Here is a 17,292-nt window from a genome sequence, read left to right on the forward strand (position 1 = left end):
ATAAGAGACAAGTATTCATAAATTGCACCGTTAAATTATTCATTTTTAGAATAACAAATGACAAAACAGCATAAAATTAAATCAAAAAGACGTAATAGATCCAATAAAAACTTTTCTTTATTTTATTTTTCCATCCTGGTTTTGATTGTGCTTCTGGCTTTTTTTGCCAGGAAGGAATGGAAAAAGAACGAGGATATTCTGGTGATCGGTAATCCTCAGGAAAAAGTAGACGCGGATTCTTCAGAAAATCAAAAGGGTAAGGAACAATTCTTTGGAGAAAAGGAACCAACAAAAGAGGAAAGCCATTTTTTCATGGATAATGATTACATCCAATCCCTTTTGTTACCAGACTGGTCTGATGAAAAAAGGCTTCAGATAGTCCACCATGGCTATTATTCCCTTGGTTACGATGAATCACTGGAACAAGCCTCCTGGGTAGCTTACCAGTTGAGCCCCGAGAAGCTCAGGGGAATTCACAAACGTACAGATGATTTTTCCGAGGATTTTCTAATTGTTACCGGCTCCGCACATCCGGACGACTACTACAGATCGGGATATGACAGAGGCCATTTGGCTCCTGCTGCTGATTTCACTTATTCAGAGAAGGCCATGGAAAGCAGCTTTTACATGAGCAATATTTCGCCCCAGCAGCCTGGATTTAACAGGGGCATTTGGAAAAAAATAGAAGAACAAGTCCGTTCCTGGGCCATAGCTTATGAAAATGTCCTGGTGATCACAGGACCGGTTGTCAAGGAAAATGAGCGCCTTGTCATAGGGGAAAATCAGGTGCTTGTCCCAGACTATTTTTTTAAAGTGATCTTTGATATTCATCCACCTGCGTATAAAATGTTGGCTTTTTTGTTAAAAAATGAAAAATCAGACCGACCTTTATTGGATCATGTGGTTTCTGTGGATAGTTTAGAGCAATTTTCCGGGTTGAATTTCTTCGAAGTACTTCCGGATAGCCTGGAAATAGTATTAGAAAATGAGATTAAATATGACAATTGGTTTGAATAAATTGAGGAAATACACCTTTATTTTTCTTTTGTGGATACTTTATTTGCCCTCATTTGCACAGCTTCAACCCAGCCTGGGGTCAACTTCCAGATTGATGGACAATGCTGTAAATGCCATGGAAAATAAAAACTTTACGGTGGCCAACAATTACTTTAGGGAAATCATCAAAAGCAATTTGCCAATTCCTCCGGAAATGCCTTACTTTTTTGCTACTACCCTATTTGAACTCGGTCAGTATCACAATAGCAGCAGCTTTATCCAAAAGTACCTTGATCTCAACGGATTTAAAGGAGAGCACTACGATGAAGCCAGAGTCCTGATAGAAAAACTGAAAGCACCTCTTTCCGAAATAGCCAGTTGTAACCTCTGTGATAGTAAGGGGTACCGCTATCAAACCTGTCAAACCTGCCATGGCGAAGGTCACACCGATCAAGAGTGTTCGTTATGCAAAGGGCTTGGAATCATTGGTTGTAGCCGCTGTACCGGGGATGGGTTGGTGACCAAAAGAAATGTTTTCAATATATTGGAATATTTTGAATGCGACCGTTGTGGGGGGAAAGGGAGGCTTACCTGTACCAAATGCGAGGGTAGTTTGGTGGAGCATGGAGAATGCCGCACCTGTCAGGGCAAAGGTCAAATTGAATCAGAGATCATTTGTAACCACCTTGATTGAAAAAAAAGTCTGGATTTACCAGACTTTTTTTTAAGGACAATAATTTTTTATGGCCTCATCGGCTGGATCATAACCATTTTCCGCAGCAGTTCTAAAGTCGCTACATGCTTTTGAAGCTTCCTCTGTTGCTACATAAAGCATTCCCCTGTAATAATACGTTTGTCCGTTTTTAGGACTCATTTTAATCGCCGTATTGTATTCCCTAAGCGCTTCCTTAACATTCCCGAGGCGGTGCATGGACCTGGCCTTCAGAAAATAGGCCATAGCAGGAGCTCCGGCCACTTCTACAGCATTGTCAGCATACATTAAAGCCAATTCCGGCTGTTCATTTTTGTGGTATAAATTTGACAAACTCAGTAAAACCTGAATGTTTTTGGGGTCTTGCTTCAAAGCCAACTTGAAACTATCTTCTGCCTTTTTCAACTCATTCAATTCCTCATGGGCCCTGCCTTTATTGTAAAGTGCTTTTACATTATTTGGCCTGTTTTCCAAATAACTGGCGTAAGCCATTATGGCTTCCTCATACTGACCCTCACTGTAATACACATCCCCTTTAGATGAAGAACTTTCATTACAGGATACCAACAATAAGGTAATTAAAAAAAAGTTTAATAGGTTTTTTACCGAAATCATAATACTATTTACGTTTAAACTGCAACACTGTTTTCTCTAAGCGCTTCATTAAGAGAAGTCTTTAAATCAGTGGAAGCTTTTCTTTGACCAATGATCAAAGCGCAAGGAACCATAAACTCGCCGGCACTAAAGGATTTTTTTATGGAGCCGGGTATGACTACAGATCTGTCCGGAACATAACCTTTGTATTCCTTTGGTGCATCTCCGGTCACATCTATGATCTTTGAGCTTGCGGTCAGGGTGACGCCTGCTCCAATGACGGCTTCCTTCCCTATCCTTACTCCTTCCACGATAATTGCCCTGGACCCAATAAAGGCACCATCTTCCACGATAACAGGAGCGGCCTGTATAGGTTCCAATACTCCTCCTATGCCAACCCCACCGCTTAGATGTACATTTTTACCAATTTGAGCACAGGAGCCTACAGTTGCCCAGGTATCCACCATGGTACCCGAGTCAACATAAGCTCCGATATTTACATATGAAGGCATCATCACTACACCCTTAGCAAGAAATGCGCCATATCTTGCAACAGCATGTGGAACTACCCGAACACCCTGTTTGGCATAATTGGTTTTGAGGGCCATTTTATCGTGGAATTCAAAAGGTCCAATTTCTATGGTCCTCATTTTTTGAATGGGAAAATAAAGAATTACAGCTTTTTTTACCCAATCATTTACTTTCCAAGATCCGTCTTCCTGCGGTTCAGCAACCCTTAATGTACCATTATCCAAATCTGCTATAACAGTTTTGATGGCAATCTGTACATCCTTTTCGTTTAACAAATCCCTGTTATCCCAGGCTTTTTCTATAATGTGCTGTAATTCCATAAAGTTTTAAATATTAGCTTTGTTTGAATGATTACCAAATGATGAGAAAAAAAATCCCTATAGTCCTGGCTTCCATCCTTAAACCTGTAAATGATTCCAGAATGTTGTTTAAGCTGGGATTTTCATTGCGTGAAACAAATAAATACCACCTTAACATCATAGGTTTTTCTTCAAAAAAAATACCAATTAGTGAAAATATTAATTTTAAGGTGATTTTTTCCAAAAACAGGACTCACCCTTCCAGGATTTTGGTACCCTTCAAATTCTTTTTTCAGCTTTTAAAGATCAAACCCAGGATAGTTATCGTCAGCACCTATGAGCTTTTGCCTATGGCTGTATTGGGGAAAGCAATCCTTTCCTACAAGCTGGTTTATGATGTACAGGAGAATTATTTGTTGAACCTGCAGCACAACCAAACACTATTTGGATTTGGAAAATTCCTGGCTAAAATGCTTGTCTTTTTTTTTGAAAAACTGAGCCATCCCTTTATTGACCATTTTCTATTTGCTGAGAAATGTTTTGTGCAGGAAATGCCGGCGATTAAAAACCATACGGTGATCCAAAATAAGGCCCATTTACCGGAAAAATTTTTGCCTTCTTTTCGGATCGATAAGGTCCAATCACCCCATTTTTTGCTGACCGGCACCATTGCCAGGGTGTATGGAGTTTCTGCTGCGATCGACTGGTTTATTGAACTCAGGCGTATGGTACCTGGAGCCAGCCTGTATGTAATCGGCCATTGCCCGATGCCCTCTTATGCATCCGAACTCCAATCAAAGGTCAAAACGGAGCCTGGTATTCACCTTCAACTTTCTCCGAATCCCCTACCTCATCCCCAGATCCTGCGGGAAATCCTAAAAGCAGACATACTCCTTCTTCCTTACAAGTTACTTCCCAGTATCAGGGATAAAATCCCGACCAAACTTTACGAAGGAATTGCCCATCAGAAACCCATACTTATTACAAAAAATGAAATCTGGGAAGATATGATACAAAAATATCCCGCAGGTATAGTGATCGACTTTGGAGATACGAAAAAGATAAAGGCGAGCTGGGAAAAATTTTCCAGTATGTATTTTTACAAAATCCCACCCGGGATTGAAGTCAGTTGGCAGGCAGAAAAAAAATCTTTTCAACAGTTGATTGAAGCTTTGCTTTAGCGTTAACCGGGGTAAATTGTACTTTTCTTATACCCGGAAAATCGCTCTCATTCAGGCTATTCCTAAGTTTTATAATTGTTTAAAATGCAATAAATCAACTATTTATATTATTTTTAGACAGGGCTAAAATATTTTATAGTTCAATCTTAAAATTCCAAAACATTAAATTCGGACTTATCCACAAGCATTTTAGTCGCTGATTTAATTTTTTTTTAGATCAGTCTAAATCTTATTTTTGTCAAAAATATAACCATGAAAAAACTTACCCCTGCTGAAGAAAACTACCTCAAAGCGATTTACCATTTACTGGAAGAAGGACCTGAAAAAGTATCCACCAATGAGATTGCCTCCCTCATCCAATCCAAGGCCGCATCAGTCAGCGATATGCTGAAACGGTTGGCTGAAAAAGAATTGATCTATTATAAGAAATACCACGGAGTAAGCCTGACCGAATCTGGTCACAAAACGGCCCTTCACATCATCCGTAGAAACAGACTTTGGGAAGTGTTTTTGGTAGAGAAGTTAAAATTCAATTGGGATGAAATTGATACCCTGGCTGAAGAATTGGAACATGTAAATTCTCCCCTACTTGTAAGACGCCTGGACGAGTACCTGGGATTTCCCAAATTTGATCCCCATGGAGACCCCATACCTGATGAATTTGGAGAACTAAGCAGCAAACCGAGGATTGTACTGAGCGAGGTACGCAGCGGTCAAGTCGGAAAAATAGTGGCTGTCAATAACAGTAGTGCCGCCTTTTTGAAATACCTGGATAAGGTAGGCATTTATATTGGTGCAAAGGTTGAGGTTTTAGATACCATCGAGTTTGACGGTTCTCAGGAGTTGCTTATAGATGGGCAAAAGAAAGTATTTGTTTCAAAGGAAGTTTCGGCCAATATTCAGGTGATGTTACACCCGGGCTGAGCTTGTGGAACCCGGGGGCTGCAATTTTGGTTTTAAGTCAAATTTACCTGATAAAAAAAGGAACAGAAATTGATATATTTGTCAAGTTAAGCATGGAACATATGAAATCGACACGATTAAAATCATCATTAAACACATAGGGCAATGATTATTTTAATCGTCAAAGATTCCATGTGGCCTATTAAAAACAAATTATAAACACATGAAAAGAATATTGGGGATTGTGATCTTGGGGCTAATGGTTTCACTCCCTTTGAAAGCGCAGAAGGAGGCCATTACCTGGTATAGTTTTGAAGAGGTAATCGATAAGGTGGAAGAAAGTCCTAAAATGATCCTCGTTGATGTCTATACAGATTGGTGTGGTTGGTGTAAAAAAATGGATAGGGAAACCTTTACCGATAAAAAGGTCATCAGTTATGTGAACGAAAATTTTTATGCCGTAAAACTGAATGCTGAAGACGCAAAAAAGAAATTTGAATTCAGGGGAAAGGAATATTCAGAGGAAGAAATGGCCCAGGCCATGCGGGTAAGATCCTACCCCAATTTTGTCATCATGGATGCAACTATGGAAAACATCACCCAATTGCCTGGCTACAGGGAAGCCAAACCATTTGTTGAATCGCTGATGGCCCTGCTTGAAAATTTCAAACATTAAATGCCACAAATTCACAGTCAAAAAGAAGATACCATCATAGCCCTGGCCACTCCTCAGGGAGTAGGTGCCATTGCCGTAATCCGGCTTTCCGGTAAAGATGCCATCCGGCTCACCAACCAGGTATTTTTTGGTAAAAATCTGGAAAAGCAAAGCAGCCACACCATCCACTTTGGTACCATACGCAATGGGGAAAAGGTGATCGATGAAGTGCTGGTTTCTCTTTTTATCGCACCAAAATCCTTTACCAAAGAAAATGTGGTGGAAATATCCACGCATGGCTCCTCCTATATCGTCAACCAGGTGATCAAGCTGATGATCCGTCAGGGTGCCAGGCCTGCCCTGCCCGGGGAATTTACCCAAAGGGCTTTTCTCAATGGTCAGTTTGATCTGGCCCAGGCAGAAGCAGTGGCGGATCTGATCCACTCCGATTCGGAAGCTTCTCATCAGGCAGCCATGAATCAGATGCGTGGCGGATTTTCCGGAGAAATAGCAGGTTTGCGAACGGAATTGATTCATTTTGCCTCCATGATCGAACTGGAACTGGATTTCACAGAAGAGGATGTGGAGTTTGCCAGCAGGGATGATTTAAGGGTCCTGGTGGAAAAGCTGTTGAGGGTAGTAGAAAACCTGATCAGCAGCTTTGACCTGGGCAATGTGATCAAAAACGGAGTCCCCACCGTTATTGCAGGGAAACCCAATGCGGGAAAGTCCACCCTGCTCAATGCCCTGCTCAATGAAGAAAAAGCCATCGTTTCTGAGATCGCCGGTACTACCCGGGACTTTATAGAAGATGAAATCAATATAGGCGGGGTTATTTTTCGTTTTATAGATACTGCAGGCTTGCGGGAAACCACCGATACCATCGAGGCCATGGGTGTGAGCCGTACGCGGGAAAAAATGAAGGCTGCCTCTTTGATTTTGTACCTCTTTGACCTGGGCGATACTGATATGGTGGAAATCCACCGGGACGTCAACCTATTGGAAAACCTGGGGGTTCCCTTCCTTAAAGTAGCCAATAAGATGGACAAAGGTAATCCTCAATTGATCAATGAGTTAAAAGGTATTTTTCCAGACACGATATTTATCTCATCCGGACAAAAGGAAAACCTGGATGGATTGAGAAAAAGAATACTGGAACTGGTCAATCTGGACAAATTCAAAACCGGGAATACCATCGTCACCAATATCCGGCATTACGATTCTCTGAACCGGACCCGGGAGTCTTTGTTAGATGTGCTGAACGGACTGGAGCAGGAAGTGACCAATGATTTTTTAGCCATGGATATCCGCCGCTCCCTGCACTACCTGGGCGAGATCACCGGGGAGATCACCACTGATGATTTGTTGGCAAATATTTTTAGTAAGTTTTGTATCGGAAAATAAAAACCTTTGAGGTTTTCAAAACCTCGAAGGTTTTACCGTGAATATTAGTAATGGATCCCATTTGATAAAATTTTAAGATAGAGTCACAGAACTAGCGCAGTACCTTTCCTACCAAAAACCAGGGCTTTCTAAATGAAAATTAAAAATATATCTATCTGGGCTGGTCATTAAAACAGAAACTATAAAGCTTGATTTCATGGGTTATTATGTGTATTGTTACACCATAACTACACAACAAGAATGGCCAGACAGACTATAACAGTAAACGAGCCCAACGACCGCTGGATGAAAAAAAATCCAGGGAAACGAATATGCCAGTAAAAGTGAGTTGATCAATGACTTGATCCGAAGGAAAAGAGAACAAGAAGAAGAACGAATTTGGTTGCGAAACGAACTGATCAAAGGTGAGGAAAGCGGAATTTCTACAAAGAAAAGACTATGGAAGAAATACTCGAAGAAGCTAAGAATCGTTCCAAGAACGGGTAATGAATTACACGCTTACTCGCCAGGCTGAAGAAGACCTTATTAATCACTCACTTTTTCAAACACCAGGCGGTGATGATCCCAAATCCCCCGCTCGAAAACAACTTTGATAGGTGCTATTTTCAGGTTGCTTAGGCGTGAACCCATCGAAGGGTCGGTGAAAAGTTGGGGAACTAGCTGTAGATAGGCCCAATATAGAATAGGTATAATCGATGTAACGCTTGCTAGCCATTTTTAATGTTGTTTGGGTGGATATAATTTTGCCATCATCCCCCTGTTACCTCCCGGATCACACGCAGCCAGTTTAAGCCAAGGATCTTTTTGATTCGCTTATCGCTGTAGCCCAGCCGTTGCATCGCCATGGTAATTTGGGGAAAATCGCTGATATCTTTAATTTCCCGCGGCAGCTCAGGGCCGCCGTCCAGATCAGAACCTATGGCGATATGGTCATCTCCCACTAAATTTACGCCATAGTCGATCACTTTAGCCAACTGATCCACGTGCATCCAATACTCATCGGGAATCTCTCCGGTAAAAACCAGTGGAACTTCTTTCCGCAGTTCCTCGTCCACTTCTTCTATGGTATTCAATTCTGCGCTATGAACTGAGGACGGTGTGGTCTCTTTGGTGTCTGTCTGCCATTCATAGTATTTTGGGTTGTTAAACAGGCTGCCAAAGTGAATCCCAATAACCCCACCTTTTGCCGCCAGAGCTTTTGCCGCTTCGTCGGTAATACAGCGCGGATGAGGTACGATGCTGTAAAAGCCTCCGTGACTGTATATTACAGGATCTTTACTTGCCTCGACACTTTGCAGGATTGCGTCATTGGAAGCATGGGCAACATTAATGACCATGCCAAGTTGATTCATTTCGGCAATGATCTCTTTTCCAAGCGCATTAATCCCTCCCCAACGACTGACATCGTTGCAGGTATCAATAAAGGCATTGGTGGTATTGTGGGCCGTGAGCTGCATGGACCGAAGGCCTAACCGATAAAGTGCCCGGAGCAGGTTGATATCTCCGTCCAGGTCAAAAGGGCCTTCCAGATCCAGAAAAGCCGCAATCTTGCCTTTCTTAGTAATGCGTTCTATATCAGTAGCGTTGAGGGCCAGCTCGATCACTGCGTGGTTTTTCTCAATCTGGTCCAGTGCCAGGTTCACCACCCTAAAAGTGTTTTTGGTTTCGAACCTGCCGGGATAATAGTGTTCAGGGGTATATACGGTAAAAAACATCGCATCCACTCCACCTTCCTTAGCCCTTGGGAGATCGACGGTTCCATCCGAATAGCGCTGACCAATATCGGTACCCATAAGCAGTTCGCGGGTCATGACATGTGTATGTCCGTCCATCACCAGTGCTTTGCGATGCAACTCAGGCATCTGATCATCCTGGAGGTACAAAGAATGATCATATCCTGCAGCAGAGGCGGATACCAGGGATTCTAATGGAAAAACACTGCCTGCTAATGGCAACATTGATAAGCGCTTAATAAGGTCTCTGCGTTTCATGTCTTCATTTGTTAATTTGTCCAATGGAAATTGCATTGTCTTCTTTTGAGCTTACCGACTCCCCCACTTCAAAATAACCCATTTATTCGTTTACTTTAGCAATCCAAGACCATGCTGTCTGCAACTGTGCAGTCCTCTGCATTTTTTTCCTGAGTCTCCCTCGCATTCAAGGCTGAAGCCTAGGAATCAAAACCCCGGATATAGGGACGACTTGGCGGCCGTTCCCCTTTGTTAAACTGTGCTCCTCGGGTCGGGCGATAGGTCATGTCCATGTAGGGCGTCTCTATAGATCGTCCGATGGCCGTGTAAACTCCGTTCTCCCAGTTTGATTCCATATAATGGTTTGTAATCCCGCTTGACAAGAGCAACCTCTCTGCATGAAAGGGTTCCGATTTGGTCACCATCATCTCTGTAATCCAGTGGGGTTGGGCGTTTGAAGCGTGGTACTGATCGAAGGGGCCGGCCCAGCCCAGCATAGAAATAATCGTCGGCTCATGCTGCCCATCGATTTCTCCGGCATAGGTCCAACCAACATCCCGACCCGATATGACAGCCGCATTCGTGCCATCATTATATTCCACCAAACATATATTTGCCTTTTCATTCTGCTGAAAATGTCCAGGCGGTAGTTCAAATTTTTCTGCCACTGATTCAATAAGCTTGCTGGCCCAGGGATTGCGCTCTACCCAGTTCCAGGTTTCAGGCCCCCTGATTGACTGCACAGACCTGACTCCAGTCTCACCACCCTTTCGACGCTCTACAAAGGCTTGAAGTACGTCAATACAATGGAAAATACCACCTTCGTCCCCTGCTCCTCCAAGTACAATTGAATGCTTTATGGGTGTATCGGTGTCAAGTTCTTTCTCAGGCTTACGGTAGTAGACGGGTATGGAGGAACCTCCGGTCAACGGAAAGTTGAGCTCACGGGATTTGTCAAACATCCACTTGGACTCATCCCAATTGTAAGAGAGGTGTTTGTCATTAAAGACGGGTACTGCCCTTTTACTCTGCTCGAAAACCTGTATAACCTGGTTGTAGATTTGCCAGCGCGGCAAAAGCCAATGCCCCTTCAAATCCTTTGGATAATCCCCGTGTTCTCCCACGATGACCACACCGTCTACTGAAAGTTCCTTCTCCCCTAGCGTAACGGCCTCCCTTACTGTTTTAAAGACCGGAATGCCTTTTGCTTTCGCTACCTTCTGTCCAAGTAAGCTTTCGTCATGCTGATGCATGTATATAGCGGACACATCCACCCTGGAAGGAGTATATGCACCCTGCCACCAATACCCGTCTATCAGCTTGGTGACAATCCAATCTGCATGTGATCGGGTTGCACCCCAATAGCTGACCAAAACGGCGATACGGGGGCGTTTTTCTGATCTCTGCGCAACAGCCCCGGAGGTGATACCGGTCAAAGCCGCCAAACCGACCATTCCGGTTATTCCCAGCATCTCACGCCGGGTCAAGGCCCTGTTTGCCTGCGTAAAATTAGTTAATGGGGATAAATGTGTTGTCTTAGCAGCGTTTTGGGATTGTTTTTTGGCCATAATGTTTAAATTGTGAGTGGTAAAATTAACCAAGTATCCTTACCAATCAATACAAATCTACGCATTTAATAAACAACGATATCCTGCCTATTAACCGTTTTCTGGGTTGTTCGGTAAGGGTAGGAAATCTAGTTAATCCGGTGGAATTATAGGATTATTTTCCGAAAAATTTTCCTGCTATTCCACTTTTGATGGTATGCCCCCCTGGAACAGGTATCCCGGATAATAGGCCCCGTATTTTGAAGGTAATACATTTCATACATTTTATTAAATTTGTTCCTTACTACAAACCATTGTCCCCATGAAACCATCCATTTTACTAGCCATATTGTTTCTTATTCCTTTGGTTACGATTTCCCAGATCCACAAGTACCACGATTCCTTTACCGAAGATTTTTCCGATACTACTTCGGCTTATTTCAGGTACGGATCCACCGGAAACAAATCCGAGTTTAAATACAAGCTGGGGATGAATTCCTGCTCAGAGGAGGGCACTAAAATTCTTTCTTTTAAGATAGATCCTACCGATAGTGCTGGCGCGGGTCGCGGACCAGAAATTATCTCCAGAAAATTTACCCATTTTGGTACTTATGCTGCCAGGCTGAAAGTACCTCAGGTAAGTGATATCCAACCCAACGTGGGTGCAGTAGTAGGTTATTTTACTTATCATATGGATAGTATTCCCGGACTGAGTGAAATTGACTTCGAATGGCTGCTCGCCGACCCCACCGTTATTTACGTAGGCACCTGGACGGGACATTCCGGAAAGCTTAAAAGAATCGGAAGAATTATCAATTTGGCCAAAGGAATTATTTATAGTACTGCATTTAGAGAAGATCATGAAGGCGTAAGAGTACCCTTAACCGGTGAACAAAACCAGCCGGAAAGCATAGCAGCCGTCGCAGACTATGATGCTTCTGCACAATTTTATACCTATGGCTTTGACTGGTATCCGGACCGCATCCGCTGGTGGATGCTTCATCCTGAAAGTGGCGAAAAAATCGTACTTTGGGATTATGAGGGCAGCGAAAGGGGAATACCTCAACACCACAGTTATTATAGAATGAATTTCTGGCATACCAATAATTGGTCGGTTCAAACTAATGAAAATTCAATTGAAAAACCCTTACAACCTTATGAGTTGGAGGTGGATTGGATGTCATATGAACCCTTAAAAAGTGATTCAAAATAGGTTGTTTTGGGAATTTATATACTGTCATTAGGTCCTTCAATACATAATTTTTTTCCTAAAAATGACAACCGAATATATGTGGTCAATAATAAAACGTGAATTATTATTGTCAATATAAATTTGTTAGCGCCTTTTAATTGAAAAGAGGCGTATAGGAGACAATTTGCTTTAGCCTTAATCCGGTCAAGAACTTTTCCAACCAGAATGATGGAAAGAGTAAAAAGAAATTTTTGGACACCTATTTTCTCAAATTCCACGCTTGTGAAGAATCAGCCCCAGACTAAAAAGAAATAACCTATTAAAAAATTAGGTTACCAGTGGGATTAATTTAAATCAAAAGGTACCTTAGTTACATGAAAGCTGTTTTCTTCAGCACAATTGGTATGAAAAAACTAGCTTTTCTATAGTCAATTGGCTTTGCAGTAATAGACTTTAAATTTTAAAACAATGAAAAATCTATACTACCTCATTTTACTTTCTTTGATTTTTTCCTGTGGTAATGAATCTTCTGAAAAAGCCGATTCAGGGAATATCCTTGAAAATCTGATTTTTACGGTAGATACGGTGATGGTGGATGCGGGTGATGATATTATTTCCCTACAATGGAACCTAAGTATATCTACGCTTTCAAATGATCAGAAGTATCTCTTCAATTTTAATCCTAAAACGAATCAACTTGAAGTCATTGATTTAGAAATGTTAAAACTAAAGGAGAAATTTTCTTTAGAACGGGAAGGACCCTTGGGAACTGGCAATCCGAGAGGTATTCATTTGGACGAAAGAGGACGTTTATTCATGATCGCGTTTAATGAGGTTCGAATATATTCTCCAAGCCTCGATTCAATGCAGCTGATTAAATTGAATGCAGATAATTTGAATGGTTTGAATGCTGGCGAATCTATTGGGACTGAATTTAAAATTACTGATGATGGTTCCATGCTTATAACTACCTACGGGATAGCCAAAAATGCTCAGCAGGGTTTAGCAATAATTTCACTGGATGGACTTCAGGTTAAAAAAGTTCCTTTCGAGTTGGGCCAGAAAATCCAGCCATTTGTCCGGAGCTTCTACATGGATGGGAGATTAATGAGCCAGTCGGTTGAAAGCATTTACCTCAATGAAATTGAGGGAGTAGTTTTGGCTTCTTCACCACATTTTAATGAAGTCCATCAGATGGTTTTAGGAAAGGATTCAATAAGTGTAAAAAAGTATTTTTCTGAAATAACTAAAAACAGCAAGCCTATTCCTACCAAAACCAAGAGTGAAACATTTGAGGAAATGGAAGCTCTTTATTTGGAAAGCAGGAGACAAGTTGATTTTGGTAGGTTTTATTTTGATGCTAAGGGTAAAATGGCATGGAGAGTTACCAATGAACTGGATCAAGAAATCGGTGATTCATTGATATTTAGACAAGTTTTGACAGTTTTTGATGAAAAGATGAACCCTCTAGGTGAAAAAGTACTGAAATTTGATGCTTTTGGCTATAAATTCTTCAAAGACGGCAAGCTCTGGTCCTATGTCAATGTCCAAGACGAATTGGGTTTTGCGGTGATTGATTTTAAGTTTTAGACCTAAGACATAACACTTGGAGAGGTTGCTGATCTATTGCAAGTTTCAAGGTTGACTGTATCGAAGATTGTAAATAAAAAATTGGGATAACACCAAATATTGCACTCCGGATTCAGGCTGTTTTTGGGGGCAATGCCGAGATGTGGACCAGAATGCAAAATAAATTTGATATGGCACAAGCTGTTAAAGAATTTAATCGCAACAGTCCAAAATTGACGAAGTTTGAACGGTTAAAGCATTCATAAATATAAAACACTATGATCTTGATGTAATTGAATCCAACCGGTAGGTTAATCACTCACTTTTTCAAACACCAGGCGGTGATGGTCCCAAATCCCTCGCTCGAAAACAACTTTGATAGGTGCAATTTTCAAGTTGCTCAGGCGTTTACGCATGGAAGGGTCAGTGAAGAGTTGAGGGACAAGCTGCAGGTAGGCCCAGTACTTCTTCCAGCCAAAAGATTTAAGTTTTTTACGCCATACTTTGATGGTTTCAATGTAGTCCAGCCTGCCACTATGTTCAGTAACGAGCTTAAAATACGGAGCTGCGTTTTTTATGATCTGCTCTTTTCCGTAAGGGATCCAGGAACCAGGGAATTCATTCATAATCAAGGCCAACAAATATTCATTAGATTCCTTAGGTGCATTTATATTGGCACTATCAATGTCTATCATGTCTTTTCCAAAAACCATGGATTGGATAAAACAGCGTTTGCCCACCGGTAGTAAACTGCTGACAATTTTAAAAAAGTTTTGATAAACCTCATCTTGTTTACCCGCTCTGTACTCTTCTACCGAACAAAAATGTTCGAATGCGCCGACTGAAGCTATTGCATCAAATTTTCCAAATGTTGCAGGAGTTAGGTCGCGGTAATTACAAATATGTACATCAAGGCCATTTCGCTTACAGGCATTGTATTGGCCCTGCGAAAGTGTAATTCCGGTTCCTATTGCTCCCAAACTTTGGATATAGGTCAAAAATGGACCCCAGCCCGAACCGATATCCAGTACCCTATCACCCGCTTTTATTTCCAGGTTTTCGGCAATAAACTTGTGCTTATTTTGTTGGGCCTCTTCAAGCGAAAGTGAAAAATCGCCATCATACTTGGCCCCGGTAAAATCAGCCCTTTCACCAACGCTCCACCTCCAAATTTTGTCCATTTTGGAATAGGTATAATCGATATCCTGCTTGCTAGCCATATTAAATGCTATTTTAGGTAGAAATTATTTTGTAATCATCTCCCTGCTTTATTTATCAATCACCGAATGTTTTAATTTTGCTTCCGGTTTTACCCCTACGCCATTGATATGCCGATTCCATGTAGGTTTTCCGAAAGGCATTATCATTCCCGACGAAGGCTTCATCCAGACTGGTTAACCGATTGATCCATTCTATATTTTTTTGTATTAAGTCGCTTCCCATCACAATTGCCCTTAAAGATAATGATAAATAAAAATAATTGATTATCAAATTGAAAAATTACTGATTGAATATTCGGTATCTCGTAATAGTAAAGTATAAATCATTAAAATAAGCTAGCCGCAAAAAGAAACGGAAAGTAATCTGGTTTTCAATAAACCGGATATGGTGACAATTTTCAGCCTATATTCCTAAAATCAGGATAGCTATCAAAGCACTGTTACGGTATCCGTAGCAAAAAGGAGTTTATTCGGAATTGCCCCATTAAAGCAAAAATATCAGACAGGGAAATAATTTAAAATCCTCGTCGCTAAACTTTGGTTTACCGGCAGCATGGAGCATTTAAATGAATTAAATTAGGAGCAACTCAGTCTGGACAAGTGCCCCAAACTGGCTTATTGGTATCCAGCAAAACACTTCCTAAGGAGAAATCTTCGGGTTCGGATTGGATATTTTGTACGCACCACGAACTTAAATCTTGGTTGAATTTTTCTGCTCCCCGAAACATCACATACATGCTTGTAACTTCACTTACATCCCAATCCCCTATTGGTTGGTTGAACGACGTGGCTGAAGTAAACATGTAACTCATATCCTTTGCATTGCCTACATCCCAGTTTCCAATTGGTTGATTGAAAGAAGTGGCATTACTAAACATAAAACTTATATCAATTACCTTTCCCACGTCCCAATTTCCAATTGTTTGATTGAATTTGGAGGCTCTATAAAATATTCCAGACATGCTTGTGACGTTGCTTACATCCCAATTTCCTATGGGTTGATTGAAAGAAATGGCATCGTAAAATATCGAATTCATATCTGTCACCGGGGAAGTACAAACACAGGTCAAATCAGCACCTTGATCTCTCATTTGGATCAGAAGCGTCCTGTCCACAGCCTGATACATTTTATCATTGATCATACCTTTCTCTCCGGGGACGGCTCCGGGACATTTGATGATTCCGTTTTCCTCGAAAAACTTTGGACTCAAACCCAGAAGAATTTCTTCTTCCTCCAGTTCAAATGCGGCAAGGATAAGGCCCGTGATTACAGCAGCCCCTTCTCCCTGCTCCAGAATAAAATTGTAGTGCCTGTTTGCTTCAATATTCAGTTCTCTGCTGATGGTAGAACGCTGTATAGATTCCTATTCAGCCTGGTTTTAGTTCCCCCTTTCACATAGGAATACCAATAATTACTGTCTTGGTGCTCCACAAGGTCTGATTCCCTTTCTCCATCTGAAAACGAGGCCTTTTCCAAATATTGATCCTTCACCGTGACCAGTCCATAATCTGTTTCTGCCTCAAGGCTAATATCCAGGGTTTGGCTGGCCAGGGATATTTCCCCTCTAGCCTCATAAGGTAAAAAATCTGAATAAATACCTCCCTCTATGACCGAATGGTATTCATAATCCCCATAAGGTAAGGCAATGCTATAAGGAGCTGAAAAGTCACTGGGATTGTACTCAAGGACATATTGCTGGCCTGTGTTCTTATCAATGAAAACCAAATTAGCTGAATTGGGGAAAACATGGGACCAAGGAGAATTTCCAGTAATCCGGCTACCCGGCGAAGCCATTGGGACAAAATTAAGGCTGATTCCCCCAAACCGGATGCTGCCCTGCAGCGAGGGTAAAGGTTGGTCTTCCTGCTCACAGGAATAGAGGGAGAACAAGACAAGGACCACAGGTAAGGGAAAGTTTTTGAATAATTTTTTCATGGTGGTTCAGCTATAAAGGCAGGAGAATGAATTCTGGTTGCGGAAAGAGTAAACAATATAACAAATTAAATGCAAAAAATAGTATTATAAATTATAATTATTGTATTACAAATTTGAATAATAAATTACAAGATTTGATTCAAAAAGCTTCATTAAGCTGACAAAAGAATAACTCAACAGCGTATGCGGTACCGCATAAACTTCTGGCATATCAACAATTGGTCATTGGAATCCAATCCACTTCCCACCCAAAGACCATTACAATCTTAAGAATTAGACTTTGATCCTCTTGGCCTTAAAAAGAAGATGGGCGTACACGAAAAAAACCATTGAGGCCCCAAAGACCTCAACGGTTATCGTTATCGGCCTTTGGGGTTTTCCCAACCCCGAAGGTCTTTGCGCAGGACGTACCCGAATAAAACCATTGAGGTCTCAAAGACCTCAACGGTTATCGTTATCGACCTTTGGGGTTTTCCCAACCCCGAAGGTCTTTGCGCAGGACGTACCCGGAAAAAACCATCGAGGTCCCAAAGACCTCAACGGTTATCGTTATCGACCTTTGGGGTTTTCCCAACCCCGAAGG

General features: G+C 41.6%; 15 protein-coding genes. 8 read left to right on the top strand and 7 right to left on the bottom strand.

Annotated elements, in window-relative coordinates:
• Positions 1 to 57: 57 nt before the first annotated feature.
• Entirely contained in the window at positions 58 to 1,017 is a 960-nt protein-coding gene (locus HUJ21_RS02915) for a DNA/RNA non-specific endonuclease (RefSeq protein WP_291367131.1), read from the top strand.
• A complete protein-coding gene (locus HUJ21_RS02920; RefSeq protein ID WP_291367133.1) occupies positions 998 to 1,690 on the top strand; it encodes a molecular chaperone DnaJ in 693 nt (230 codons plus the stop codon). Before HUJ21_RS02915 ends, HUJ21_RS02920 begins: the two co-directional genes overlap by 20 nt.
• Positions 1,691 to 1,720: 30 nt before the next feature.
• Here the strand turns inward: HUJ21_RS02920 and HUJ21_RS02925 are convergent, their stop codons facing one another.
• Both HUJ21_RS02925 and HUJ21_RS02930 read right to left on the bottom strand, forming a co-directional pair.
• Positions 1,721 to 2,323, bottom strand: coding sequence for a tetratricopeptide repeat protein (locus HUJ21_RS02925; protein ID WP_291367135.1), 603 nt, complete (start codon positions 2,321 to 2,323; stop codon positions 1,721 to 1,723).
• Between the two features lie 14 nt (positions 2,324 to 2,337).
• Entirely contained in the window at positions 2,338 to 3,153 is an 816-nt protein-coding gene (locus HUJ21_RS02930; protein WP_166149431.1) for a 2,3,4,5-tetrahydropyridine-2,6-dicarboxylate N-succinyltransferase, read from the bottom strand.
• A gap of 38 nt (positions 3,154 to 3,191) precedes the next feature.
• Here HUJ21_RS02930 and HUJ21_RS02935 point away from each other — a divergent pair, with 38 nt between their 5' ends.
• The 4 genes from HUJ21_RS02935 (at position 3,192) to mnmE (ending at position 7,275) form a co-directional block, all read left to right on the top strand.
• Positions 3,192 to 4,313, top strand: a complete 1,122-nt coding sequence (locus HUJ21_RS02935) for a glycosyltransferase (protein WP_291367138.1) — start codon at positions 3,192 to 3,194, stop codon at positions 4,311 to 4,313.
• A 252-nt stretch (positions 4,314 to 4,565) separates the two neighbouring features.
• Entirely contained in the window at positions 4,566 to 5,237 is a 672-nt protein-coding gene (locus HUJ21_RS02940; RefSeq protein WP_291367140.1) for a metal-dependent transcriptional regulator, read from the top strand.
• Positions 5,238 to 5,439: 202 nt separating this feature from the next.
• Positions 5,440 to 5,892, top strand: a complete 453-nt coding sequence (locus HUJ21_RS02945) for a thioredoxin fold domain-containing protein (RefSeq protein WP_291367141.1) — start codon at positions 5,440 to 5,442, stop codon at positions 5,890 to 5,892.
• Entirely contained in the window at positions 5,893 to 7,275 is a 1,383-nt protein-coding gene (mnmE, locus tag HUJ21_RS02950; protein WP_291367143.1) for a tRNA uridine-5-carboxymethylaminomethyl(34) synthesis GTPase MnmE, read from the top strand.
• A gap of 749 nt (positions 7,276 to 8,024) precedes the next feature.
• Here the strand turns inward: mnmE and HUJ21_RS02955 are convergent.
• Positions 8,025 to 9,233, bottom strand: a complete 1,209-nt coding sequence (locus HUJ21_RS02955) for a membrane dipeptidase (RefSeq protein WP_291367144.1) — start codon at positions 9,231 to 9,233, stop codon at positions 8,025 to 8,027.
• Between the two features lie 212 nt (positions 9,234 to 9,445).
• Positions 9,446 to 10,813, bottom strand: coding sequence for a hypothetical protein (locus tag HUJ21_RS02960; protein ID WP_291367146.1), 1,368 nt, complete (start codon positions 10,811 to 10,813; stop codon positions 9,446 to 9,448).
• 301 nt (positions 10,814 to 11,114) lie between these two features.
• Between HUJ21_RS02960 and HUJ21_RS02965 the strand changes: the two genes are divergently transcribed.
• A complete protein-coding gene (locus HUJ21_RS02965; RefSeq protein ID WP_291367147.1) occupies positions 11,115 to 12,005 on the top strand; it encodes a glycoside hydrolase family 16 protein in 891 nt (296 codons plus the stop codon).
• Positions 12,006 to 12,452: 447 nt separating this feature from the next.
• Entirely contained in the window at positions 12,453 to 13,574 is a 1,122-nt protein-coding gene (locus HUJ21_RS02970; RefSeq protein ID WP_291367150.1) for a DUF4221 family protein, read from the top strand.
• Positions 13,575 to 13,864: 290 nt separating this feature from the next.
• Here HUJ21_RS02970 and HUJ21_RS02975 read toward each other — a convergent pair whose 3' ends face one another.
• From HUJ21_RS02975 to HUJ21_RS02985, 3 genes are all read right to left on the bottom strand, one after another.
• Positions 13,865 to 14,773, bottom strand: a complete 909-nt coding sequence (locus HUJ21_RS02975; protein ID WP_291367152.1) for a class I SAM-dependent methyltransferase — start codon at positions 14,771 to 14,773, stop codon at positions 13,865 to 13,867.
• 587 nt (positions 14,774 to 15,360) lie between these two features.
• Positions 15,361 to 15,984, bottom strand: coding sequence for a BspA family leucine-rich repeat surface protein (locus HUJ21_RS02980; RefSeq protein WP_291367154.1), 624 nt, complete (start codon positions 15,982 to 15,984; stop codon positions 15,361 to 15,363).
• Positions 15,985 to 16,100: 116 nt separating this feature from the next.
• Entirely contained in the window at positions 16,101 to 16,709 is a 609-nt protein-coding gene (locus HUJ21_RS02985) for a hypothetical protein (protein ID WP_291367156.1), read from the bottom strand.
• Positions 16,710 to 17,292: the final 583 nt, after the last annotated feature.

The organism is Cyclobacterium sp., from assembly GCF_014762705.1.
Taxonomy (GTDB): Bacteria; Bacteroidota; Bacteroidia; order Cytophagales; family Cyclobacteriaceae; genus Cyclobacterium.